Origin of the sequence: Clostridioides sp. ZZV14-6154, assembly GCF_020657785.1 — a bacterium.
In the GTDB taxonomy this organism is placed as follows: domain Bacteria; phylum Bacillota; class Clostridia; order Peptostreptococcales; family Peptostreptococcaceae; genus Clostridioides.
The window spans coordinates 44,311-68,955 of the sequence record NZ_JAGWCY010000010.1; the positions used below are offsets into that span (position 1 = coordinate 44,311).

Annotated in this window: 23 protein-coding genes, 1 pseudogene and 1 other annotated feature; all 24 genes and pseudogenes read left to right on the forward strand. The window is 30.9% G+C overall.

Annotated features, from left to right (window positions below):
• Positions 1–240 precede the first annotated feature (240 nt).
• On the forward strand, positions 241–642 hold the full coding sequence (gene tnpA, locus KGF45_RS16155) for an IS200/IS605 family transposase (RefSeq protein ID WP_227842891.1): 402 nt from the start codon (positions 241–243) through the stop codon (positions 640–642).
• Positions 639–1,802 (forward strand): transposase, encoded by a 1,164-nt coding sequence (locus tag KGF45_RS16160; RefSeq protein ID WP_227830500.1) that lies wholly within the window; start codon positions 639–641, stop codon positions 1,800–1,802. Before tnpA ends, KGF45_RS16160 begins: the two co-directional genes overlap by 4 nt.
• A gap of 606 nt (positions 1,803–2,408) precedes the next feature.
• Complete coding sequence (locus KGF45_RS20525; protein WP_227830501.1) at positions 2,409–2,495, forward strand: transposase; 87 nt, start codon at positions 2,409–2,411, stop codon at positions 2,493–2,495.
• A gap of 6 nt (positions 2,496–2,501) precedes the next feature.
• Positions 2,502–3,095 (forward strand): annotated as a pseudogene (locus KGF45_RS16170) (RNA-guided endonuclease TnpB family protein).
• A gap of 348 nt (positions 3,096–3,443) precedes the next feature.
• On the forward strand, positions 3,444–4,925 hold the full coding sequence (gltX, locus tag KGF45_RS16175; RefSeq protein WP_227842892.1) for a glutamate--tRNA ligase: 1,482 nt from the start codon (positions 3,444–3,446) through the stop codon (positions 4,923–4,925).
• A gap of 210 nt (positions 4,926–5,135) precedes the next feature.
• Complete coding sequence (locus tag KGF45_RS16180) at positions 5,136–5,291, forward strand: hypothetical protein (protein ID WP_003421202.1); 156 nt, start codon at positions 5,136–5,138, stop codon at positions 5,289–5,291.
• A 141-nt stretch (positions 5,292–5,432) separates the two neighbouring features.
• Positions 5,433–6,830, forward strand: coding sequence for a cysteine--tRNA ligase (cysS, locus tag KGF45_RS16185; RefSeq protein ID WP_227483629.1), 1,398 nt, complete (start codon positions 5,433–5,435; stop codon positions 6,828–6,830).
• 2 nt (positions 6,831–6,832) lie between these two features.
• Positions 6,833–7,228 (forward strand): ribonuclease III domain-containing protein, encoded by a 396-nt coding sequence (locus KGF45_RS16190; RefSeq protein ID WP_227830458.1) that lies wholly within the window; start codon positions 6,833–6,835, stop codon positions 7,226–7,228.
• Between the two features lie 105 nt (positions 7,229–7,333).
• The gene (gene thyX, locus KGF45_RS16195; RefSeq protein ID WP_227841314.1) at positions 7,334–8,092 is read left to right on the forward strand and encodes an FAD-dependent thymidylate synthase; all 759 of its coding nucleotides are present in this window, start codon (positions 7,334–7,336) and stop codon (positions 8,090–8,092) included.
• 12 nt (positions 8,093–8,104) lie between these two features.
• Positions 8,105–8,839 carry a 23S rRNA (guanosine(2251)-2'-O)-methyltransferase RlmB gene (rlmB, locus tag KGF45_RS16200; RefSeq protein ID WP_227830460.1) on the forward strand — a complete coding sequence of 245 codons (735 nt, stop codon included), beginning with the start codon at positions 8,105–8,107 and terminating at the stop codon, positions 8,837–8,839.
• 6 nt (positions 8,840–8,845) lie between these two features.
• Entirely contained in the window at positions 8,846–9,373 is a 528-nt protein-coding gene (locus KGF45_RS16205) for an NYN domain-containing protein (RefSeq protein WP_227437059.1), read from the forward strand.
• A 64-nt stretch (positions 9,374–9,437) separates the two neighbouring features.
• Positions 9,438–10,085, forward strand: a complete 648-nt coding sequence (gene sigH, locus KGF45_RS16210) for an RNA polymerase sporulation sigma factor SigH (RefSeq protein ID WP_227437057.1) — start codon at positions 9,438–9,440, stop codon at positions 10,083–10,085.
• A 73-nt stretch (positions 10,086–10,158) separates the two neighbouring features.
• A complete protein-coding gene (gene tuf / locus KGF45_RS16215) occupies positions 10,159–11,352 on the forward strand; it encodes an elongation factor Tu (RefSeq protein WP_227842893.1) in 1,194 nt (397 codons plus the stop codon).
• 249 nt (positions 11,353–11,601) lie between these two features.
• Entirely contained in the window at positions 11,602–11,751 is a 150-nt protein-coding gene (gene rpmG, locus KGF45_RS16220) for a 50S ribosomal protein L33 (RefSeq protein ID WP_003421192.1), read from the forward strand.
• A 23-nt stretch (positions 11,752–11,774) separates the two neighbouring features.
• The gene (gene secE / locus KGF45_RS16225; protein WP_227437053.1) at positions 11,775–11,996 is read left to right on the forward strand and encodes a preprotein translocase subunit SecE; all 222 of its coding nucleotides are present in this window, start codon (positions 11,775–11,777) and stop codon (positions 11,994–11,996) included.
• Positions 11,997–12,015: 19 nt separating this feature from the next.
• Positions 12,016–12,558, forward strand: a complete 543-nt coding sequence (gene nusG / locus KGF45_RS16230) for a transcription termination/antitermination protein NusG (RefSeq protein WP_227830405.1) — start codon at positions 12,016–12,018, stop codon at positions 12,556–12,558.
• Between the two features lie 39 nt (positions 12,559–12,597).
• Positions 12,598–13,023 carry a 50S ribosomal protein L11 gene (gene rplK / locus KGF45_RS16235; protein ID WP_054268674.1) on the forward strand — a complete coding sequence of 142 codons (426 nt, stop codon included), beginning with the start codon at positions 12,598–12,600 and terminating at the stop codon, positions 13,021–13,023.
• Positions 13,024–13,093: 70 nt separating this feature from the next.
• Positions 13,094–13,792, forward strand: coding sequence for a 50S ribosomal protein L1 (gene rplA, locus KGF45_RS16240; protein ID WP_227437049.1), 699 nt, complete (start codon positions 13,094–13,096; stop codon positions 13,790–13,792).
• Positions 13,793–13,843: 51 nt separating this feature from the next.
• Positions 13,844–13,972: a sequence feature (ribosomal protein L10 leader region), on the forward strand.
• A 42-nt stretch (positions 13,973–14,014) separates the two neighbouring features.
• The gene (gene rplJ, locus KGF45_RS16245; RefSeq protein ID WP_227437047.1) at positions 14,015–14,521 is read left to right on the forward strand and encodes a 50S ribosomal protein L10; all 507 of its coding nucleotides are present in this window, start codon (positions 14,015–14,017) and stop codon (positions 14,519–14,521) included.
• Positions 14,522–14,579: 58 nt separating this feature from the next.
• The gene (rplL, locus tag KGF45_RS16250; RefSeq protein ID WP_021382505.1) at positions 14,580–14,945 is read left to right on the forward strand and encodes a 50S ribosomal protein L7/L12; all 366 of its coding nucleotides are present in this window, start codon (positions 14,580–14,582) and stop codon (positions 14,943–14,945) included.
• A gap of 406 nt (positions 14,946–15,351) precedes the next feature.
• Positions 15,352–16,140 (forward strand): SDR family NAD(P)-dependent oxidoreductase, encoded by a 789-nt coding sequence (locus tag KGF45_RS16255; protein ID WP_227830406.1) that lies wholly within the window; start codon positions 15,352–15,354, stop codon positions 16,138–16,140.
• 461 nt (positions 16,141–16,601) lie between these two features.
• Positions 16,602–20,318, forward strand: a complete 3,717-nt coding sequence (locus KGF45_RS16260; RefSeq protein ID WP_227830407.1) for a DNA-directed RNA polymerase subunit beta — start codon at positions 16,602–16,604, stop codon at positions 20,316–20,318.
• A gap of 41 nt (positions 20,319–20,359) precedes the next feature.
• Positions 20,360–23,845, forward strand: coding sequence for a DNA-directed RNA polymerase subunit beta' (gene rpoC / locus KGF45_RS16265; RefSeq protein ID WP_227842894.1), 3,486 nt, complete (start codon positions 20,360–20,362; stop codon positions 23,843–23,845).
• A 287-nt stretch (positions 23,846–24,132) separates the two neighbouring features.
• A complete protein-coding gene (gene rpsL / locus KGF45_RS16270; protein WP_227437039.1) occupies positions 24,133–24,555 on the forward strand; it encodes a 30S ribosomal protein S12 in 423 nt (140 codons plus the stop codon).
• Positions 24,556–24,645: the final 90 nt, after the last annotated feature.

Here is a 24,645-nt window from a genome sequence, read left to right on the forward strand (position 1 = left end):
ATAACTGAGTAGATTAAAGATTTGAAAAAGTAAAATTTTAAATTTAAATAATGTTAAAGAAGATTCTAATAGCAAGGAACATGTAGAAGAAGGATTTAGAAATTACAATAAAATTGCCGAAAAGCCCCCTTCTTTAGATGTGGGGATGAAAGGCAAGGTCTTAATATAAATAAAAGTCAGAATAATACTTGCAACCTAACACTACGAATGATAGATTATGTGTAGGAGGTGTTAGTTTTTATGTATAAATCTAACGGAAATATAACATATGATTGTAAATATCATATAATATTTTGTCCTAAGTATCGTAAACCTGTTTTAGTTGGCGAAGTAGAAAAAATGTTAAAAGAGATAATACCATATAAAGCAGATGAACTTGGAGCAGAAATAATAGAAATGGAAATAAACAAAGACCATGTGCATTTATTAATATCATGTGACCCACAATTTGGAATCCATAAAGTAGTAAAAGGTTTAAAAGGTTTTAGTTCAAGAGTATTAAGAGAAAATTTCCAACATTTAAAGTCTAGTATGCCTAGTATGTGGACTAATAGTTATTTCGTAGGAACTGTTGGCTCTGTAAGTTTAGAAGTAGTTAAACAATACGTAGAGAATCAACAAGTTAGGAGTAAGAAAAAATGATAAAAACTCATAGAGTAAAATTAAACCTAACTAGAACACAATTTGAATTAGTAAGGGAAAAACAAATAGAGAGTGCTAATTGTTGGAATCATATAGTTAGCTTATCCAAAGAATACTATTTTGAACATAAACAATGGATAAAAAAGAATGATATACAAAAGATAATCAAAGGTAAATACAATATACATAGTCAAACTATACAAGCAATATCAGATAAATTTGATGCTAATAGAAAAACTATTTCAGAGTTAAGAAAGAAAGGTAATACCAAGGCAAAGTATCCATATAAAACCAAGAAATTTTATATAATACCATTCAAAGCTAGTGCAATAAATATCAATGCTAAAGGTAACTTAAAGTTATCAATGTCAAAAGGTATCTATTTAGAGTTAGATTTTAATATTGAAAATATAAAGACTGCTGAAATAGTATGGCGAAACGGATATTATTTGTATTATACATTTGATGATGGAATCATTAATCCAACACCGAAAGGTAACAACACCGTAGGTGTAGACTTAGGAGAAATACATTCGATAGCTAGTATAACTAATGAAGGTATCGGACTTATAATATCCAATAGAGAAGGTAGAAGTATTAAGCAATTTAGAAATAAGATATATGCTTATATCTCTAAAAGATTAAGTAGATGTAAAAAAGGTAGTAGACAATATAAGAGATTATGGAAATTAAAAAACACTATTAGAACTAAAACAGATAACCAATTAATAAATTTATACCACCAAACAACTAGAAAGTTTATAAACTTTTGTGTAGAGCAACAAGTATGTGAAATAGTTTTAGGAGATATAAAAGGGATTGAGAAAAATACAAAAAAGAAGAAAAGATTAAATAGAATTAATAGACAAAAAATATCTCAAATGGAGTATGGTCGCATTAAAGACTATATTAAATATAAGGCTAAAGAGCAAGGTATTGAAGTTAAGCTAGTTAAAGAAAACTACACATCTCAAACTTGCCCAAAGTGTTCTAAAAAACACAAACCAACTGGTAGAACTTATAGTTGTACTTGTGGTTATAAAACTCATAGAGATATAGTTGGTGCATGGAATATTTTAAATAAAAAACATAAATATAATTTAGTTAATTTTAGTATAAACCATAAGCAACCTATTAATTTAAAAGTATCTACCATATAAGGTAGTAGTGGCGAAGACACCGTCCAAGTAGCTTGGCTTTGTAACCACCTATGATTCTATCGTTTAGATAGTATTAAGTCGTTAGCCACCAAGAATCCCCTTGCTTTAGCTATGGGGAGTGTGTCAATCTGTAAAAACATGTATAGATGATAACTATCTTCATGTAAAAAAAGAGGATAGAAGTGAATTACTTTTGATTAAAAAATAGCTACGCACATTCGTGACTTTAGCCATGAGTTAGTAGCTAAAATAGTCAGTATATAGGGAAACTTATATGTAGAGATAGGATAGAACCTATCCAATACTACTTGAATTGCTGGAAACCCCTAAAGCTAACCAAACTAAAACATAAGGATGAAATAAAACCTAAGTGTGAAAGTTATGAAAGTAGAAAAAATTCATAAGAGAACTGCATAGGTAGTAGTGAACTTATGTGAACGACAACCTCAAAAATGATAAAAGTTAAGATTTGCGGTTCTTATATATGTTATTTAAAAACAAATATAAAAACCTTTAAAAAACTTATTTTAAATAATTACACATGTTAATATTATGATGAGTGATGAAAAATGGAAGTGACTCGAGGATATGTATATTTAGTACCATATAGTATGGTGTGTAAAATATAGACATCCAGTATTAACAAATGAAATTGAAGAAGATTTAATTAATATAATCAGAAAAAACAAGTAAAGTGAGGTGGTAATAGTGGAAAAAGCTTATAAGTTTAGAATGTATCCAAATAAAAAACAGCAAGAGTTAATTAACAAAACTTTTGGATGTTGTAGATTTGTATATAATAAATATCTTGCTAAAAGAATAGAAGTTTATGAAAACTATAAAGAAACTTTTACTTATAAACAGTGCAGTTCTGATTTGACTAATTTAAAAAAAGAATTAGAGTGGCTTAAAGAACCTGACAAATTTTCACTATAAAACACCTTAAAAGAGTTAGAAAACGCATATAAAAAATTCTTTAAAGAAATAGAAGATTTACAAGTAAAGAATATGACTAGAAATCGTAAACTATCTCGTTTAATTTCTGATGTGTCATGGTCAGAATTTGTTCGTCAATTAGAATACAAGGCTAATTGGTATGGCAGACAAATTGTAAAGGTAGGTAAATTCTTTGCAAGTTCACAAATATGCAATAAATGTGGGTACAAAAATGAGGAAATTAAGAATTTAAATATAAGAGAATGGATTTGTCCTTGTTGTAATGTAACTCACGATAGAGATATAAATGCAAGTATAAATATACTAAAAGAAGGATTAAGACTAATAACAGTTTAAAATAGATAACTTATGTAAGAACCGTAGGAACTACGGGGATAGCCTGTGGAGAATTGGTAAGACATATTTTAGTATGCAAAATTCTATGAAGCAGGAACCCTGTGACTTTAGTTATGGGAGGTTCAGAATAAACATTTATGAATAGTTATAAATGATACCTTTAATTTTTAGAAAATGATTAAAAGAAAGATTTATGAAATTAAACCTAGTATTTTCTGATATAATAAACATGTGTATTTTTAAATAAAAAGGATATTATTATTAAGTTTGATTAAAAATAAACTTGCAAAACAATGTACTAGTTTAATATTATAGTTATATTGAATAAAATATCAGGAGGAAGTAAAAATGAATGTAAGAGTAAGATTTGCACCAAGTCCAACAGGATTTGTACATATAGGTAGTTTAAGAACTGCTTTATATAACTATTTATTTGCAAAAAAAATGGGCGGAGAATATATATTAAGAGTAGAAGATACAGACCAAAGTAGATTAGTAGAAGGTGCTATAGAGAATATGCTTAATGCTATGAAATGGGCTGGTGTTAATCATGATGAGGGTGTTATATTAGATGATAATGGAAAAGTAATACAAAAAGGAGAATATGGACCATATATTCAATCTCAAAGATTAGATATATATCAAGAATATATAAAACAACTTTTAGATAGTGGAAAGGCTTACTACTGTTTCTGCACAAAGGAAAGATTAGATGAAGTAAGAGATGCTCAAAAGGCAGCAGGAGAAACTGCTAAATATGATGGTCACTGCAAAAAACTTTCTAAAGAAGAGATAGAAGCTAATATAAAAGCAGGAGTACCATATGTTATAAGATTAAAATTACCAGAAAATCATATAATTAAGTTTACAGATTTAGTTAGAGGAGACATGGAATTCAATACTAATGATTTAGATGACCAAGTTTTAATGAAAACAGATGGATTCCCAACTTATCATTTTGCAGTAGTGGTAGATGATTATTTAATGAAAATTACACATGTTATAAGAGGCGAAGAGTGGGTATCATCTACTCCAAAGCATGTTTATTTATATGAAGCATTTGGATGGGAAGCACCAGTATTCGTACATTTACCAAATATACTTAATAAAGAAAAGAAAAAATTGAGTAAGAGACAAGGTGATGTAGCAGTTGAAGATTTTAAGAAAAAAGGATATTTACCAGAAGGATTAGTAAACTATGTAGCACTAGTTGGTTGGTCTCCAGAAGATAATCAAGAGTTATTTACAATGGAAGAATTAGAAAAAGCTTTCTCTGTGGAAAGAGTATCTAAAAGTGGAGGAGTATTCGATACTGAAAAGTTAAACTGGGTTAATCAACATTATATAAAAGATGGTGATGATGCTTACTTAACGGATTTAGCTATACCGTTCTTAATAGAAGATGGATTTATAACAGAAGCAGAAGCTACTAGTAAGTATGAATTTTTAAAGAGTATGATATCAGTGCTTAAAGAAAAATTACAATATGTAAAAGAAGTTACTGAGCATGCGAGTATATTCTTTGGAGATAAGGTAGAGGTAGAAACTGAAGAAGGAAGTGACTTCTTAAAATTAGAACACATACCTACTTTAATAGATGCCTTACAAGAAAAAATAGAAAAAGCAGAAATATTAAATGCTGAGTTTGGTCAAGCAATGCTTAAAGAGATACAAAAAGAGTATAAAATAAAAGGAAAAAATTTATTTATGGGCTCAAGAATAATTTTGACAGGACAAATGCATGGCCCAGATTTACCAAAAGTAATGGAAGTTTTAGGAAAAGAAACTTGCTTAAATAGAATAGCTTATGTAAAAAATCATATATTATAGTCATAAAAGTCCGCTAATTTAGATGCGGACTTTTTTTGTGTTAGTATTTGGTGAAAATATATGGCTAACAAAATGAAGGTATTTAGGTCAATAAATTTAATATATAAAAAGCAAAGCAAAAATATAAATAATAAACTAATAAAAATATTAAGCATAGAAGAAGGTAATCTATTATTTTAGTTTGATTTAATTATTAAGGGGGTAATTACTATGTATAGTAATATTGATGATGTTAAAAAGGAATTAAAGGAGCTATGCTTAGAATATGTTACAATTTTAGAAAAGTTAAAAGACGAAAAAATGATTACAGAAGAGACTTTTGAAAAGTGCTCTTCTCAAAAAAAGATATTTTTAGAGGAACAATAGAAAATAGTGATAATATTATTATGTAATTTGAAGGATAGTATGAAAAATGATAGTAGTACTATTATTTATTGCAATTTTCAACTATAATATAATATATGATGTTAAGAAAATAATTTATAAAAATACAGTGAGGTGATGAGTGTGAAAGTTTATAATACATTAACTAGAGCAAAAGAAGAATTTGTTCCATTAGAAGAAGGAAAGGTAAAAATGTATGTGTGTGGTCCAACAGTTTATAACTATATCCACATAGGTAATGCAAGACCATTTATAATATTTGATACTCTAAGAAGGTATTTAGAGTATAGAGGATATGACGTAACTTATGTACAAAACTTTACAGATGTTGATGATAAGATTATAAATAGAAGCCACGAAGAAGGAATATCTCCAGAAGAAGTTGCTACTAAATACATAAAAGAGTATTTTGTAGATTGTGATGGATTAGGAATTAAGAGAGCTACTGTTCATCCTCAAGTTACAGATAATATACAACAAATTATAGATTTTATAAAAGAATTAGAAGATAAAGGATATGCATATGCAGTAAATGGGGATGTCTATTTTGATACAAATAAATTTGAAGGATATGGAAAACTTTCAGGCCAAAAACAAGAAGATTTAGAGGCTGGAGCTAGAATTGAAGTTAATGACCAAAAAAGACATCCTATGGACTTTGTTCTTTGGAAAGCAAAAAAAGAAGGAGAGCCAGGATGGGAGAGTCCTTGGGGAGAAGGTAGACCAGGATGGCATATAGAATGTTCTGTTATGTCTAAGAGATACTTAGGTGAGACAATTGATATACATGCAGGTGGTCAAGATTTAACATTCCCACACCATGAAAACGAAATAGCACAAAGTGAAGCTAGAAGTGGAAAAACATTCTCGAAATATTGGATGCATAATGGATATATAAATATAAATGATGAAAAAATGAGTAAATCAAAAGGTAATTTCTTTACAGTAAGAGATATATCAAAGCTATATGATTTAGAAATAGTGAGATTTTTCATGTTATCGGCACATTATAGAAATCCAGTAAACTTTAGTGATGAAATGTTAAACCAAGCTAAAGCTGGTCTTGAAAGATTATATAATACTAAAGAAAAATTAGAGTTTACATTAAGTAATTTAAAAGAATCATCTCTAACAGAAAAAGAAGTAGAACTTGTTAAAGAATTAGATAATTTTAGACAAAGATTTATAGATGCTATGGATGATGATGTTAATACAGCAGATGCAGTAAGTATTATATTTGAGTTGGCTAAGTTGATAAATTCTAATGTAGACGAAAACTCTTCTTTAGAGTTAGCTAAGAAATGTTTAGATGAATTTAATGAGCTTACAGGAGTATTAAATATTGTAAATAAGAAAAAGGATACTGTGTTAGATAAAGACATTGAAGAATTAATACAAAAGAGAACTGACGCAAAGAAAAATAAAGAATTCCAATTAGCAGATGATATAAGACAACAATTATTAGATATGGGAATAGTACTAGAAGACACAAGACAAGGTGTTAAGTGGAAAAGGGTATAAAAATGGAAAAAACTGAATTAGTTACTATGTCACCACTAGTTTTAGCATATTTAGGTGATACAGTGTATGAGACATATATAAGAGAACACTTGATTAGACAAAATACACAGCGAAAAGTTAATGATTTGCATAAGTTAGCCATAAAGTATGTAAAAGCTAAAGCTCAAGCGTCAATAATTCATGAAATCGAAAGTGAATTAACAGAGGAAGAGAGTAAAATTTATAAAAGGGGAAGAAATCAAAAATCAAACACTTCTCCTAAAAATGCAGATATTATAGACTATAAACATGCAACTGGATTTGAAGCATTAGTTGGATATTTGTATTTGAATAATGAAATAGAGAGACTTCAATATATTATCAATAAAGGAATCAAAATTATTGAAAGAGATATGTAAATATTAAAGAGTGTTGTCTTAATAATAATTAATAAGGCAACACTTTTTTTATAACTAATGTATAATAAATATATAGAAATTAGTAATAAGAAAGGACGAAAATTTATGAAAGTAAAATTAATATCACATACACCTGAACCCGAAAAAGTAATAGCTATGGCAGCTAAATTATGCTATTCACCAGTTGGGACAGACGAAATAGAAAAAGACTTAACAGAAGAAAGTATAGAAAAATTTTTAAATATGTTATTAAATATAGGGCATGGTTCAATATTAGAGCATGCATCTTTTACGTTTTCAATAGAAGGTATTTCAAGAGCTTGTTCGCATCAAATTGTTAGACATCGTATAGCTAGTTTTTCACAACAAAGTCAAAGATATGTTAAACTAGACCAATTTGAGTACATAATTCCTCCTGAAATAGAAAAAATAGAAAAAGCAAAAGAGTTATTTGTCAACTCAATGAAAAAGGACCAAGAGGATTATGACAAATTAGTGGAGATATTATTTGATAAGCATTATAATGACTTAATAAAAGAAGGAAAAAATGAGAAAACAGCAAAGAGACAAGCTGAGAAAAAAGCAATAGAGGATGCTAGATATGTATTTCCAAATGCATGTGAAACAAAAATGGTATTTACTATAAACGCTAGAAGTTTATTTAATTTCTTTGAACATAGATGTTGTGAAAGAGCACAATGGGAAATAAGAAACTTAGCTGTAGAAATGTTAAGAGAAGTTAAAAAAGTTGCTCCTATATTATTTAAAAAGACTGGTCCAAGCTGTGTAAATGGAAGTTGTCCAGAAGGAACTATGACTTGTGGTGACATAGTTCAAGTTAGAGAAAAATTTAAATCCTTGTAGGTGGTGAATAGTTTGGCAAGTATTGAAGGAAGAAATCCTGTAATAGAAGCTATAAAGAGTGATAGAGAGATAGATAAAATATTAATTGCAAACTCAGCTAAAGAAGGTTCAATTAAGAAAATAATAGGAATGGCAAAAGAAAAGAATATAATTATACAATATGTTGATAAACATAAGTTAGATGAAGTAAGCACAAGTCATTCTCATCAAGGTGTAATAGCTTATGCAAGTGAATATAAGTATTATGAATTAGATGAGTTAATAGACTCAGTAAAAAGTAAAAATGAAGACCCATTTTTTATTATACTAGATGAAATAACAGACCCACATAATCTAGGTTCAATAATAAGGACAGCAGATGCAGTAGGAGCACATGGAGTTATTATCCCAAAAAGAAGGTCTGTGCACATAACTCCTGTAGTTACAAAAGCTTCTGCTGGAGCTGTAGAGTATATGCCAGTTTGTAAGGTAACCAATATAGTCAATACAATAAAAAGACTGAAGGATGAGGGGCTGTGGATTGCAGCTGCTGATATGGATGGAGAAACTTTTTATAAACAAAATCTTACAGGACCTCTAGGTGTAGTAATTGGAAGTGAAGGTTTTGGAATATCTAGATTGGTTAAACAAAACTGTGACTTTATAGTAAAAATGCCCATGATAGGTAATGTTACATCTTTAAATGCATCTGTAGCAGGTGGTATACTTTTATATGAAATATTCAGACAAAGACTGGATAAAAAGTAAATAAGTATGAGAAGAAACATAAATCACTACTTAATAATAGATGGCTATAATATTATAAATGCGTGGGATAATTTAAAAGAACTGGCTAAAGAGGATTTAGAAGATTCTCGAGAAAAACTTATTGATGATATTATAGAATTCTCTGAGTTTATGGGATATAAGACTATAATAGTTTTTGATGCTTATAATGTTAAGAATTCCCGAGAAAAAGTTGAAAAAAGAAAACACATAACAATAGTTTATACAAGAGAGCACCAAACAGCAGATAGTTATATAGAAAAATTTATAACTTCTCTATCAAAATATGATGATGTAAAAGTAGCTACTAATGACTATGCAGAGCAACAAATGATTTTAGGAAAAGGTGCTATGAGAATGTCTGCTAGAGAATTAAAGTTAGAATTAGATCGTTCCAAGAATAAAATGAAGGAAAAAAATAGCGGTTTAAGGAAAAAAATTCAGCGAAATTGGTTGGAGGAGAGGTTAGATGAAGAAACATTGTCGAAACTTGAGAACATTCGTAGAAAGCGTTGAAATTACTAGGTTCTTTAGACTATAATATACCTATAAATTTGTTTTATATATGGGGGAGATTTACATGTTGGTAGCAAAAGAAAAAAGTTATGAGTTAATAGACAATTGTCAGCAAGATGAGTATAACATTGTATTAAAAGCAAGTGAAGGGGATAAGATAGCACTAGAGTATATTATTACCAAATACAGAAATTTTGTAAAGGCAAAAGCAAAGTCATATTTTTTAATTGGAGCAGATAAAGAAGATATAATACAAGAAGGAATGATAGGCCTTTATAAGGCAGTTAGAGATTTTGATGGAAGTAAGACAAATTCATTTAAATGTTTTGCAGAGATATGTATAACAAGACAAATAATAACTGCTATAAAAACTGCAACAAGACAAAAACATATACCTTTAAATTCATATGTTTCTTTGAATAAACCAATATATGATGAAGAGTCAGACAGAACACTTTTAGATATAATAGCTACAAGTATAGTAACAGATCCAGAAGAACTTATAATTAGTAAAGAAGAATTAAAAAATATAGAATCAAAGATGAACGAATTATTAAGCGACTTGGAATTAGAAGTCCTAGAATTGTATTTGAATGGAAAGTCATACCAGTTCATAGCGGACAAACTTAAAAGAGATGTAAAGTCAATAGATAACGCTTTACAAAGGGTTAAGAGAAAATTAGAAAAACATCTTGAAAACAGAAATGATTAATAGTAAAATACTTACCATAAGCTTATTGTGAGCAAAATTAATTTATATCGAAAGATAAGGGAGGAAATTCAAAATGGCTAAAGCTAAATACGAAAGAACAAAACCTCATGTTAATATAGGGACAATAGGACACGTTGACCACGGTAAAACTACATTAACAGCAGCAATAACAAAAACATTATATGACAGATACCAATTAGGAGAAGCAGTAGATTTCGCAAACATAGATAAAGCTCCAGAAGAAAGAGAAAGAGGAATCACAATATCAACAGCACACGTTGAGTATGAAACTCCAAACAGACACTACGCACACGTTGACTGCCCAGGACATGCTGACTACGTTAAGAACATGATAACAGGAGCAGCTCAAATGGATGGAGCAATATTAGTTTGTTCAGCAACAGATGGACCAATGCCACAAACAAGAGAGCATATACTATTATCAAGACAAGTTGGTGTACCATATATAGTAGTATTCTTAAACAAATGTGACATGGTAGATGACGAAGAGTTATTAGAACTAGTAGAAATGGAAGTAAGAGATTTATTAACAGAATATGATTTCCCAGGAGATGATACTCCAATAATAAGAGGATCAGCATTAATGGCATTAGAAGATCCAAAGAGCGAATGGGGAAATAAAATAGTAGAATTATTTGAGCAAATAGATGAATATATACCAGCACCAGAAAGAGATACTGACAAACCATTCTTAATGCCAGTAGAAGACGTATTCTCAATCACAGGAAGAGGAACAGTTGCAACAGGAAGAGTGGAAAGAGGAGTATTAAAAGTACAAGACGAAGTAGAATTAGTAGGATTAACAGAAGCACCAAGAAAAGTAGTAGTAACAGGAGTAGAAATGTTCAGAAAATTATTAGACCAAGCACAAGCAGGGGATAATATAGGAGCATTATTAAGAGGAGTACAAAGAAACGAAATAGAAAGAGGACAAGTACTAGCAAAAACTGGATCAGTAAAAGCACACACAAAATTTACTGCAGAAGTATATGTACTTAAAAAAGAAGAAGGTGGAAGACATACACCATTCTTTGATGGATATAGACCACAATTCTATTTCAGAACAACAGATGTAACAGGAGCTTGTAAGTTACCAGATGGAATAGAAATGGTAATGCCTGGAGATAACGTAACAATGGAAGTAGACTTAATAAACTCAATAGTTGTAGAAGAAGGATTAAGATTCTCAATAAGAGAAGGTGGAAGAACAGTAGCTTCAGGAGTTGTTGCTACAATAATCGAGTAATTCTTTTTACTAAACTGATGGATTAAAGAATAATAAAAAGAGGGGTTATGCTCCTCTTTTTTTAACATAGAAATACAAAAACATTGACACAGCATAGGATTTTGTGATAACTTATACAAGGTAATGATTATAGGAAGTTAATAATATCTTGAATACTGTAGATTTTTAATAAATACATATTTTAAAGATATTATATTCACATATATTAACAATATATATTATTGTATTACAAAGTTGGAGGTGTATCAGATGAGAGTTAAAGTAACTTTAGCATGTACAGAGTGTAAGCAAAGAAACTACAACACTACTAAGAATAAGAAAAACAATCCAGACAGAATAGAATTACAAAAATATTGTAGATTCTGTAAAAAGCATACAACTCATAAAGAAACAAAATAGTTTTATAAGGATGTGAGTATGGAATGGCTGCCCAAACAAATGACGGTGCAAAAACTAAAAAGAGATTCAGTTTATTTGGTTATTTAAAAGAAACTAAACAAGAATTGAAAAGAGTTACATGGCCGACAAAAAAAGAATTGTTTAAAAACACAGGTATAGTTTTAACTGTAGTTATTTCATGCACTATATTAGTATGGGGTATAGACACTATATTATCTGGTGCACTAGCGTTATTACTAAAATAGACGAAAAGAGGTAAGTTAAATGTCAGAATTACAAGAAGCAAGTTGGTATGTAGTTCATACTTATTCGGGACATGAAAATAAAGTTAAAGCTACAATAGAAAAAGCAGTTAAAACAAGAAGTATGGAAGACTGCATAAGACAAGTAGTTGTTCCAACAGAAGAAGTAGTGGAAACTACTAAAACTGGAAAAGAGAAAACTAGACAACGTAAAGTTTATCCAAGTTATGTTTTGGTTAAAATGATAATAACTGATGAATCTTGGTATGTAGTAAGAAATACTAAGGGAGTTACAGGTTTCGTTGGACCTGGTTCAAAACCAGTACCATTAAGTGAAGATGAAGTTAAAGCTATGGGCATAGATACAACTGACCCTAAAGTAGTAAATAGTGATATTGACTTTGAAATAGGGGATACAGTAAAGGTATCTCAAGGACCATTTAGTGGACAAGTAGGAAACATAGAAGAAATTGACGTAGAAAACAGAGAAGTTAAAGTGTGCATAAATGCATTTGGTAAAAGGACTCTATTTGTAATAGAGCTTGAAGGTATAGAAAAAATCTAATACTATTATTATAGAAAAATCTGAGGAGGTGCGCTCAAAATGGCTAAAAAAGTTATAGGTCAAATAAAATTACAAATACCTGCAGGAAAGGCTACTCCAGCGCCACCAGTTGGACCAGCATTAGGACAACATGGTGTTAATATAATGGGATTCACAAAAGAATTTAATGCTAAAACTGCAGATCAAGCTGGAATGATAATACCAGTTGTTATAACTGTATATCAAGATAGATCATTCAGTTTTATAACAAAAACTCCACCAGCTGCAGTTTTAATTAAAAAAGCATTAAACTTAAAATCAGGTTCTGGAGAACCAAACAAAAAGAAAGTTGCTAAAATAACTTCAGCTCAAGTAAGAGAAATAGCTGAGTTAAAAATGCCTGACTTAAATGCTGCATCAGTAGAAGCTGCTATGAGTATGATAGCTGGTACTGCTAGAAGCATGGGTGTTGTAGTAGAAGATTAATTAAAAGATACACTTTTTTTTATAAAGTGGGAGGCGAAAAGCCGAGATTAACCACAAGGAGGAAAATAAAATGGCTAAAAAAGGTAAAAGATATGCAGGTGCATTACAAAAAGTAGATAGAACTAAATTCTATGATGCATCAGAAGCATTAACATTAGTTTCAGATATAGCTGGAGCTAAATTTGACGAGACAGTAGAAGCACACATTAAATTAGGTGTTGACTCAAGACATGCTGATCAACAAGTAAGAGGTGCAGTTGTATTACCTCACGGAACTGGTAAAACTAAGAGAGTTTTAGTTTTTGCTAAAGGTGAAAAAGCTAAAGAAGCTGAACAAGCTGGTGCTGATTTTGTAGGAGCTGAAGAATTAGTTCAAAAAATACAAGGTGAAAACTGGTTTGATTTTGATATAGTAGTTGCTACTCCAGATATGATGGGTGTAGTAGGTAGATTAGGTAGAGTATTAGGACCTAAAGGTTTAATGCCAAACCCTAAATCAGGAACAGTTACATTTGATGTAGCTAAAGCTATAGATGAAATAAAAGCTGGTAAAGTTGAATACAGATTAGACAAAACTAACATAATACACGTTCCAGTAGGAAAAGTATCATTTGGTGGAGAAAAATTATCTGAAAACTTTGCTGCATTAATGGATGCTATAATAAAAGCTAAACCAGCTGCTGCTAAAGGGCAATATTTAAGAAGTATAACTGTAGCTTCTTCAATGGGACCTGGAGTTAAAATAAACCCAGCAAGAACAGCTGAATAATAAAACTGTTGACACAGGTTGACAAAAGTGTTATTATATCATTTGTCAATGTAAAAAAGAATAGATTTGCCGTAGATAGTGGGTGCAAAAGCTTAATATCCCACCGAGGTTTTAGATAAATTGAGATTACTAAAGCTTTTGATGTCTACTTTTGGCAACAAAAGCTTTTTATAATGTTGCGGTAAATACTAAGCCTATTTGGTGAAGGAGGTGCACATCTAGATGAGAAAAGCTATAGAAATTAAATCAGAAGTTGTTTCTGAAATAGTTGAAAAGTTACAAAAATCTTCTGCTGCGGTTGTTGTAGATTACAAAGGATTAACAGTTGAAGAAGTAACTGAGTTAAGAAAACAAATGAGAGAAGCTGGTGTAGATTACAAAGTATATAAAAATACTTTAGTTAGAAGAGCAGCTAAAGAAGTTGGTATAGAGCAATTCAATGAAGAATTATTAATTGGTACTAATGCTATAGCATTTGGGTATGATGATCCAGTTGCTCCAGCTAGAATATTAAAAGGATTCATGGATTCTCATCCAAAGATGAAATTAAAGATGGGTGTTGTAGAAGGTGTATTCTATGACGAAGCTAAGATTGTTGAAATGGCTAACATACCATCAAGAGAAGTTCTTATCGCTAAATTACTTGGTAGCTTAAAAGCTCCAATATCAAACTTTGCATACTTAATAGATGCAATAGCGAAAAAGGCAGAAGGTCAAGAAGAAGCTTAATTGCTTAACTAAAAAATTATAAATATTAATTTGAAAAGAAAATTCGGAGGTGCTAAAAATGACAATAGAACAAATATTAGAAGCTATAGAAAATATGAAAGTTTTAGAATTAAATGAATTAGTTAAAGCTGCTGAAGAAAAATTCGGCGTTTCAGCTTCAGCTCCAGTAATGGTAGCTGGTGCAGCTGCTGGTGGACCAGCTGCTGAAGAAAAAACTGAGTTTGATGTAGTATTAGCTGAGGTTGGTTCTTCAAAAGTTGGAGTTATAAAAGCAGTTAGAGAAATAACAGGATTAGGATTAAAAGAAGCTAAAGAAGTAGTTGACAATGCTCCTAAGACAGTTAAAGAAGGAGCTTCTAAAGAAGAAGCTGATCAAATAAAAGAAAAATTAGAAGCTGCTGGAGCTAAAGTAGAAGTTAAGTAGTTTCTTTAAAAAGGTACCCATTTGGGTATCTTTTTTTATTTATAAAAAATTGTAAATAAAATATTTCTATAAAATAAAAAAAATTTATATAATAGTATTAAATTAAGGGTATCATATAGTGTGTAATGATATTTTAATTTAATACTATTAAAGAATATGTTTTTTACTATGTCAAACACAGACGTTAAATTAAAATATAAACAATTATTGTAATATGCACATATAAGGTGATATAATAAAAGGAAAAATATATAAAACTACATATTATTTTAAAAATTTACAAAAGTACTTTAAAAATAAAATGTAATAAATAATTAATTAACAAATATAAATTTAAAATGAGTTAAATACTTCTAAAAATCGAAATATGTAGATTTCAAGAAAGGCATTTAAGGAGGAGTTAATAATGGAAAAATTACAAGGGAAAGTTGCAGTGGTTACTGCAGCAACTAAAGGTATTGGATTAGCATCAGCTGAAATATTGGCACAAAATGGAGCAGTTGTATATTTAGCAGCTCGTTCAGAAGAATTGGCTAATGAAGTTATAGATAGAATAAGTGCAGAAGGTGGTTGTGCTAGGTTTGTTTATTTTAATGCCCGTGAAGAAGAAACATTTACTTCAATGATAGAAGATGTAGTTAAAAAAGAAGGCAAGATAGATATACTTGTAAATAATTTTGGTTCGACAAATCCTTCACTTGATAAAGACCTTTTAACTGGAGATACAGATAATTTCTTTGATACAGTAAATACTAATTTAAAAAGTGTATATTTACCATGTAAAGCTGCTATTCCTCATATGATAAAGAATGGTAAGGGAAGTATAATAAATATATCTAGTATAGGTTCAGTATTACCTGACCTATCTAGAATAGCTTACTGTGTATCAAAAGCATCAATCAACTCATTAACTCAAAATATAGCAACACAATATGCAAAAGATAATGTTAGATGTAATGCTGTACTTCCAGGTCTTATTGCAACCAAAGCTGCCTTAGATAATATGTCTCCAGAATTTATAAAGGAGTTTCTAAAGCATGTTCCTTTAAATCGTATAGGGAAGCCAGAAGACATAGCAAAGGCTGTTTTATTCTATGCTAGTGATGATTCATCCTTTATAACAGGAGACTTACTTGAAGTAGCTGGAGGTTTTGGTTTACCTACACCACAGTTTGCAGATAATATATTAGGATAATTATATTACTAATATATAGTAAAAATAAAAAACTTAATTATAGTAGAAATTCTATTTTTATAAAGACTGTAGATATAATTTATGATGGAAATAGTTTAAGATTTAAAACTCCAGATTAAATTCATTTATGGTCTTTATTTTGTATATTTAACAGATTTTATATAAATACAATTATTTACTAGTACTTATTTATGAAATTATAATTAAATATGGGTATAGTAATGGAATGTAACTTTTTATAGAAAATTACACCGATAAATGAAAAAATTGGATTTTATATTGAAGAATTGTACATAATACATAATATATGCTTAAAATAATTTACAAAAAATCAAAAATAATGCATAGTTTACATATAAGATAAAAAATATATTGAAAAATACTTGACATTATGCTAAAATTATTAGATGCGTTAGAATGAACTATTGTTTTATTTTTAATTATTGAGAGGTGAAAAGTGAATGCCACATCCTGTCACGATAGGTAAAAGAACTAGAATGAGCTTTTCTAAAATTAAGGAAATAGCTGATGTGCCAAATCTTATAGAAATTCAAGTAGATTCCTATGAGTGGTTTTTAAAAGAAGGTTTAAAAGAAGTGTTTGATGATATTTCACCAATAGAAGATTATACTGGTAATCTTATATTGGAATTTGTTGACTACTCTTTAGACGATAAACCAAAGTACGATATAGAAGAGTGTAAAGAGAGAGATGCTACATATTGTGCACCTCTAAAAGTTAAGGTAAGACTTATAAATAAAGAAACAGGCGAAATAAAAGAACAAGAAGTATTTATGGGTGACTTCCCTTTAATGACAGAAAGAGGAACTTTCGTTATAAATGGGGCAGAAAGAGTTATCGTAAGTCAATTAGTTAGATCTCCTGGTGTTTACTATGCGGAAGAGAGAGATAAAACAGGTAAGAGATTAATTTCATCTACTGTAATTCCTAATAGAGGAGCATGGTTAGAATATGAAACAGATTCTAACGATGTAATATCTGTAAGAGTTGATAGAACAAGAAAACAACCAGTTACAGTTTTACTTAGAGCTTTAGGAATAGGGACAGATGCAGAAATAATTGACCTTTTAGGAGAAGACGAAAGATTATCTGCTACATTAGAAAAAGATAATACTAAGACAGTAGAGGAAGGTCTTGTTGAGATATATAAAAAATTAAGACCAGGTGAACCACCTACTGTAGAAAGTGCATCATCTTTACTAAATGCTTTATTCTTTGATCCAAAGAGATATGATTTAGCAAAAGTTGGTAGATACAAATTTAATAAAAAACTTGCTTTATGCTATAGAATTATGAATAGAATTTCAGCAGAAGACATAATAAATCCTGAAACAGGAGAAGTATTTGTAAAAGCTGGAGAAAAAATAAGCTATGAGTTAGCTAAAGATATACAAAATGCAGGTATAAATGTAGTAAATCTATTAATGGATGATGATAAGAAAGTTAGAGTTATAGGAAATAATTTTGTAGACATTAAGTCTCATATTGATTTTGACATAGATGATTTAAACATAAAAGAAAAAGTGCATTATCCAACATTAAAAGAAATTTTAGATGGATATAGTGACGAAGAAGAAATAAAAGAAGCTATAAAATCAAGAATTAAAGAACTTATACCAAAACATATATTATTAGACGATATAATAGCTTCAATAAGTTATGAATTCAATATCTTCTATAATATAGGAAATATTGATGATATAGACCATTTAGGAAATAGAAGAATAAGATCTGTAGGAGAATTATTACAAAACCAAGTTAGAATTGGTCTTTCAAGAATGGAAAGAGTCATAAAAGAAAGAATGACAGTTCAAGATATGGAAGCTATAACGCCTCAAGCGTTAGTTAACATAAGACCAGTTTCAGCTGCAATAAAAGAATTCTTCGGTAGTTCTCAGTTATCTCAGTTCATGGACCAAACAAATCCTTTATCTGAGTTAACACATAAGAGAAGACTATCAGCTCTTGGACCTGGAGGTCTTTCAAGAGAAAGAGCTGGATTCGAAGTGCGTGACGTTCACCATTCACACTACGGTAGAATGTGTCCGATAGAGACTCCAGAAGGGCCAAATATCGGTCTTATAAACTCTCTTGGAACTTATGCAAAAATAAATGAGTTTGGATTTATAGAATCACCATATAGAAAATTTGATAAAGTAACATCAACAGTTACTGATGAGATACATTATTTAACTGCTGATGAAGAAGATTTATTCGTAAGAGCTCAGGCAAATGAGCCATTAACAGACGATGGTAAATTCGTAAACCATAGAGTTGTTTGTAGAACTGTAAATGGTGCTGTTGAAATGGTTCCTGAAAGCAGAGTAGACTATATGGATATATCTCCTAAGCAGGTTGTATCTGTTGCCACTGCTATGATACCTTTCTTAGAAAATGATGACGCCAACCGTGCCCTTATGGGAGCGAACATGCAACGTCAGGCAGTGCCTCTAGTTAGAAGAGAAGCACCAATTATAGGAACTGGTATAGAATATAGAGCTGCAAAAGACTCTGGAGCAGTTGTTGTTGCTAGAAATTCTGGTATAGCAGAAAGAGTAACAGCAGATGAGATAATTATAAAAAGAGAAGATGGAAACAGAGATAGATATAATCTACTTAAATTTAAACGTTCAAACTCAGGTACTTGTATAAATCAAACACCTATAATAACTAAAGGTGAGCAAATAATGCAAGGAGATGTTATAGCAGACGGTCCAGCAACTGATTTAGGAGAAGTAGCACTTGGAAGAAACTGTCTTATAGCATTCATGACGTGGGAAGGTTATAACTACGAAGATGCCATATTAATAAATGAAAGATTAGTTAAAGAAGATAGATTATCAACAATTCATATAGAAGAATATGAATGTGAAGCTAGAGATACAAAACTAGGGCCAGAGGAAATAACTAGAGATATACCTAATGTTGGAGATAGTGCAATTAAGAACTTAGATGACAGAGGTATAATAAGAATAGGTGCAGAAGTAGATTCAGGAGATATATTAGTTGGTAAAGTAACTCCAAAAGGAGAAACTGAACTTACTGCTGAGGAAAGATTACTTCGTGCAATATTTGGTGAAAAGGCTAGAGAAGTCAGAGATACTTCACTTAAAGTACCTCATGGTGAATCTGGTATAATAGTTGATGTAAAAGTATTTACTAGAGAAAATGGAGATGATTTATCTCCAGGAGTAAATGAATTAGTAAGATGTTATATAGCTAAAAAGAGAAAAATAAAAGTTGGAGATAAAATGGCTGGTCGTCATGGTAATAAAGGGGTTATCTCAAGAATATTACCAGAAGAAGATATGCCATTCATGGAAAATGGAACTCCACTAGATATAATACTTAACCCACAAGGTATACCATCACGTATGAACATCGGTCAGGTTTTAGAGGTTCATTTAGGACTTGCTGCTAAGACTTTAGGATGGTATGTTGCAACATCAGTATTTGATGGTGCCAATGAGTATGATATAATGGATGCTCTTGAAGAAGCTGGATATCCTAGAGATGGTAAATTAACTTTATATGATGGTAGAACAGGTGAAACTTTTGATAATAGAATAACTGTTGGATATATGTACTACTTAAAACTACATCATTTAGTTGATGAAAAACTACATGCAAGAAGTACTGGACCATACTCATTAGTTACTCAACAGCCACTAGGTGGTAAAGCACAATTTGGTGGACAAAGATTTGGAGAGATGGAGGTTTGGGCTCTAGAAGCATATGGAGCTGCTCATATACTTCAAGAAATACTTACTGTCAAGTCTGATGATGTTGTAGGTCGTGTTAGAACTTACGAAGCCATAGTTAAAGGTGAAAACATACCTGAGCCAGGAATCCCAGAATCATTTAAGGTTCTTATAAAAGAACTTCAAAGTTTATGCTTAGATGTAAAAGTATTAACAGATGAAGATCAAGAAATAGAAGTAAGAGAATCTGTAGATGAAGATGACACAATAGGTGAATTTGAACTAGATGTTGTAAATAACATGGGAGAAGTTGAAGAAAGTAATATAATAGAAGAAATTGAAGATGATTTTACGGAAACCGTAGAAGATGAGGATATAGAGAATTTAGAAGAATTTGCTGAAGAAGATTTATTTGAAGAAGAAATAGACTTTGTTGGTGATGACTTTGATGTGTAAATTTAATTAATGTAAATCTCAAATAGAAGGGAGAGAACTCCTTGTTTGAATTAAACAATTTCGAGTCGATAAAAATAGCATTGGCTTCTCCAGAAAAAATAAGACAATGGTCTAGAGGAGAAGTTAAAAAGCCAGAAACTATAAATTACCGTACTTTAAAACCAGAAAAAGATGGTCTTTTCTGTGAAAGAATATTTGGACCACAAAAAGACTGGGAGTGTCATTGTGGTAAATATAGAAGAGTTAGATACAAAGGTGTAGTTTGTGATAGATGTGGAGTAGAAGTAACTAAATCAAAAGTAAGAAGAGAAAGAATGGGACATATAGAGCTAGCAGCTCCTATGTCTCACATCTGGTACTTTAAAGGTATACCAAGTAGAATGGGACTTTTACTTGATATGTCACCAAGATCATTAGAAAAAATACTATACTTTGCTTCATATGTAGTAGTTGATCCAGGAGAAACTGGATTGAATGAGAAGCAGTTATTGACAGAAAAAGAGTATAGAACTGCTCTTGAAAAATACGGATATACTTTTACTGTAGGTATGGGTGCTGAAGCTGTAAAGATATTGTTACAAAACATAGATTTAGAGCAACAAAGCAAAGACCTAAGATCGGAATTAAAAGACAGTACAGGACAAAAGAAAGTTAGAACAATAAGAAGATTAGAAGTTGTAGAAGCATTTAAAAAATCTGGGAATAAACCAGAATGGATGATTTTAGATGCAATACCAGTAATACCACCAGATTTAAGACCAATGGTACAACTTGATGGTGGAAGATTTGCAACTTCAGACTTAAATGATTTATATAGAAGAGTTATAAACAGAAATAATAGACTTAAGAGATTACTAGAGCTTGGAGCTCCAGATATAATTGTAAGAAATGAAAAAAGAATGCTTCAAGAAGCAGTTGACGCATTAATAGATAATGGTAGAAGAGGTAGACCTGTAACAGGGCCTGGAAATAGACCACTTAAGTCTTTATCAGATATGTTAAAGGGTAAACAAGGTCGTTTCCGTCAAAACTTACTTGGTAAGCGTGTTGACTACTCAGGACGTTCTGTTATAGTTGTTGGACCAGAACTTAAATTCTATCAATGTGGTCTTCCAAAGAAAATGGCACTAGAACTATTCAAGCCATTTGTTATGGATAAACTAGTTAAAGAAGGATATGCACATAATATAAAAAGTGCAAAATCTATAGTAGAAAAAGTTAAGCCAGAAGTTTGGGATGTTTTAGAAGATGTTATAAAAAGCCATCCAGTTCTTCTTAACCGTGCGCCGACTCTACATAGATTAGGTATACAAGCATTTGAACCAATTTTGGTTGAAGGTAAAGCTATAAAGCTACATCCTCTTGTATGTACAGCTTACAATGCAGACTTCGATGGTGACCAAATGGCGGTTCATGTACCTTTATCAGTAGAAGCACAAGCAGAAGCAAGATTTTTAATGCTTTCTGTAAACAACATTCTTGCTCCTAAAGATGGTTCTCCGATAACTACTCCATCTCAGGATATGGTTTTAGGTTGTTATTATCTAACAATAGAAGCACAAGATGATGCTAAAGGAACAGGAATGGTATTTAAAGATTTTAATGAACTATTACTTGCTTATTACAATAAATCAGTTCATCTACATGCCTTAGTAAAACTAAAAGTAACTCTTGAAGATGGAAGAAGCTCATTAGTTGAAAGTACAGTTGGTAGATTTATATTTAATGAAAGTATACCTCAAGATTTAGGATTTGTAGATAGAAATGAAAACCCATTTGCTCTTGAAGTTGACTTCTTAGCAGATAAAAAATCTCTAGGTAAAATAATAGATAAGTGCTTTAGAAAACATGGAAATACAGAAACAGCTGAATTACTAGATTATATAAAATCTCTAGGATTTAAATACTCTACATTAGGTGGTATAACAGTTGCTGTTGCTGATATGAGTGTTCCAGAAGAAAAGAAAGTATTTATAGCTGAGGCAGAAGCAAAAGTTGATAAATATGAAAAAGCATACAGAAGAGGTTTAATATCTAATGAAGAAAGATATGAAAAAGTTATAGAGACATGGACAGAAACAACTGATAAGGTTACTGATGCTCTTATGGGTGGACTAGATAGATTAAACAATATATATATAATGGCACATTCAGGAGCCAGAGGTTCTAAAAATCAAATTAGACAGTTAGCAGGTATGCGTGGTCTTATGGCCAATGCATCTGGTAAAACAGTTGAGATACCAGTTAAATCTAATTTCCGTGAAGGTTTATCAGTACTTGAATACTTTACATCTTCACATGGTGCCAGAAAAGGTCTTGCCGATACAGCTATACGTACAGCTGAATCTGGATACTTAACAAGAAGACTTGTTGATGTAAGTCAAGATGTTATTGTAAGAGAAGTAGATTGTGGAACAGAAGATACTACAGAAATTTATGCTATAAAAGAAGGAAATGAAGTTATAGAAGAGATATATGATAGAATTGTAGGAAGATATACTATAGACCCTATATTAAATCCTGAAACTGGTGAAGTTATAGTTGAAGCTGATGCTATGATACAAGAAGATGAAGCAGAAACTATAGTAGCTTTAGGAATTGAAAAAATTAGGATAAGAACAGTTCTTAACTGTAGAACTAATCATGGAGTTTGTTCTAAGTGCTATGGTAGAAACTTAGCTACAGGAAAAGAAGTTAATATAGGTGAAGCAGTTGGTATAATAGCAGCTCAATCTATAGGTGAGCCGGGTACTCAGCTTACAATGCGTACATTCCATACTGGAGGGGTTGCAGGAGCCGATATAACTCAAGGTCTTCCAAGGGTTGAAGAATTATTTGAAGCTAGAAAACCAAAAGGTTTAGCTGTAATAACTGAAGTATCTGGTAGAGTTGAAATAGATGAAACTGGAAAGAGAAAAGAAGTAAATGTAATACCAGAAGAAGGCGAAACTCAAACATATGTGATACCATATGGTTCTAGATTAAAAGTTAAGCAAGGACAGATATTAGAAGCTGGAGATCCTTTAACACAAGGATTTATAAATCCTCATGATATAGTAAGAGTAAAAGGTGTTAAAGGTGTTCAAGAATATATAGTTAAAGAAGTTCAAAGGGTTTATAGACTTCAAGGGGTTGATGTTAACGATAAGCATATAGAAGTTATAGTAAGACAAATGCTATCTAAAGTTAAAGTTGAAGACCCAGGAGATACAGATTTATTACCAGGTGGATATGAAGATGTATTAACATTTAATAGATGTAACGAAGAAGCTATAGCTAAAGACTTAAGACCAGCAGTTGCTAAAAGAGTATTACTTGGTATAACTAAAGCATCTCTTGCAACTGATTCATTCTTATCAGCAGCTTCATTCCAGGAAACAACAAGAGTATTAACAGAAGCTGCAATAAAAGGTAAAGAAGATCACCTAATAGGGCTTAAAGAGAATGTTATATTAGGTAAACTAATACCAGCAGGAACAGGAATGAAGAAATATAGAAATATAGCTGTTGAAAAAATTGAAGATTAATGGCAGATAGAGTAAAGAAATCTTGACAACCATTATTTGTGGTGTTAAAATAGTAAAGTGTGTTGTTTAAAAGTACACTAAGGGCTTATATGAGCTCTTAGTGACTTTTAAATGGCAATAAACAAAAACTAAAAGCATCAAGCTAGAAAAATGCTAATATCACATATTCATGTGTTATAGACATTAAATTGTAAGTAACAAATGTTACAATCAGTCAGTATGAGTATTCATATTGATGTAGTTGGCGGTCACTGATAAGATCGAAAATTTGGAAGGAGGTGCAGATGATGCCAACAATTAACCAATTAGTTCGTAAAAGTAGAAAAGCAGTTGAAAAGAAATCTACTGCTCCAGCATTACAAAAAGGTTACAACTCTTTAAACAAGAAAGTAACTGACGCTAGTGCTCCACAAAAAAGAGGGGTTTGTACTTCAGTAAAAACAGTTACTCCTAAGAAACCTAACTCAGCTTTAAGAAAAGTTGCCAGAGTTAGATTAACTAATGGTATAGAAGTTTCTGCTTATATACCAGGAGAAGGACATAACTTACAAGAGCATAGTGTTGTTCTTATAAGAGGCGGAAGAGTAAAAGACCTTCCAGGGGTTAGATACCATATACTAAGAGGTACTTTAGATACAGCAGGTGTTGATAAGAGAAGACAATCAAGATCTAAGTATGGTGCTAAGAAACCTAAGGACGCTAAAAAATAAAAACAATTAATGATTGATTATAGTTCGGTGCTTTAAATATATAGATATTTATGGCATCACGGCATTAAATGATTTATGTCGAGTACCTAT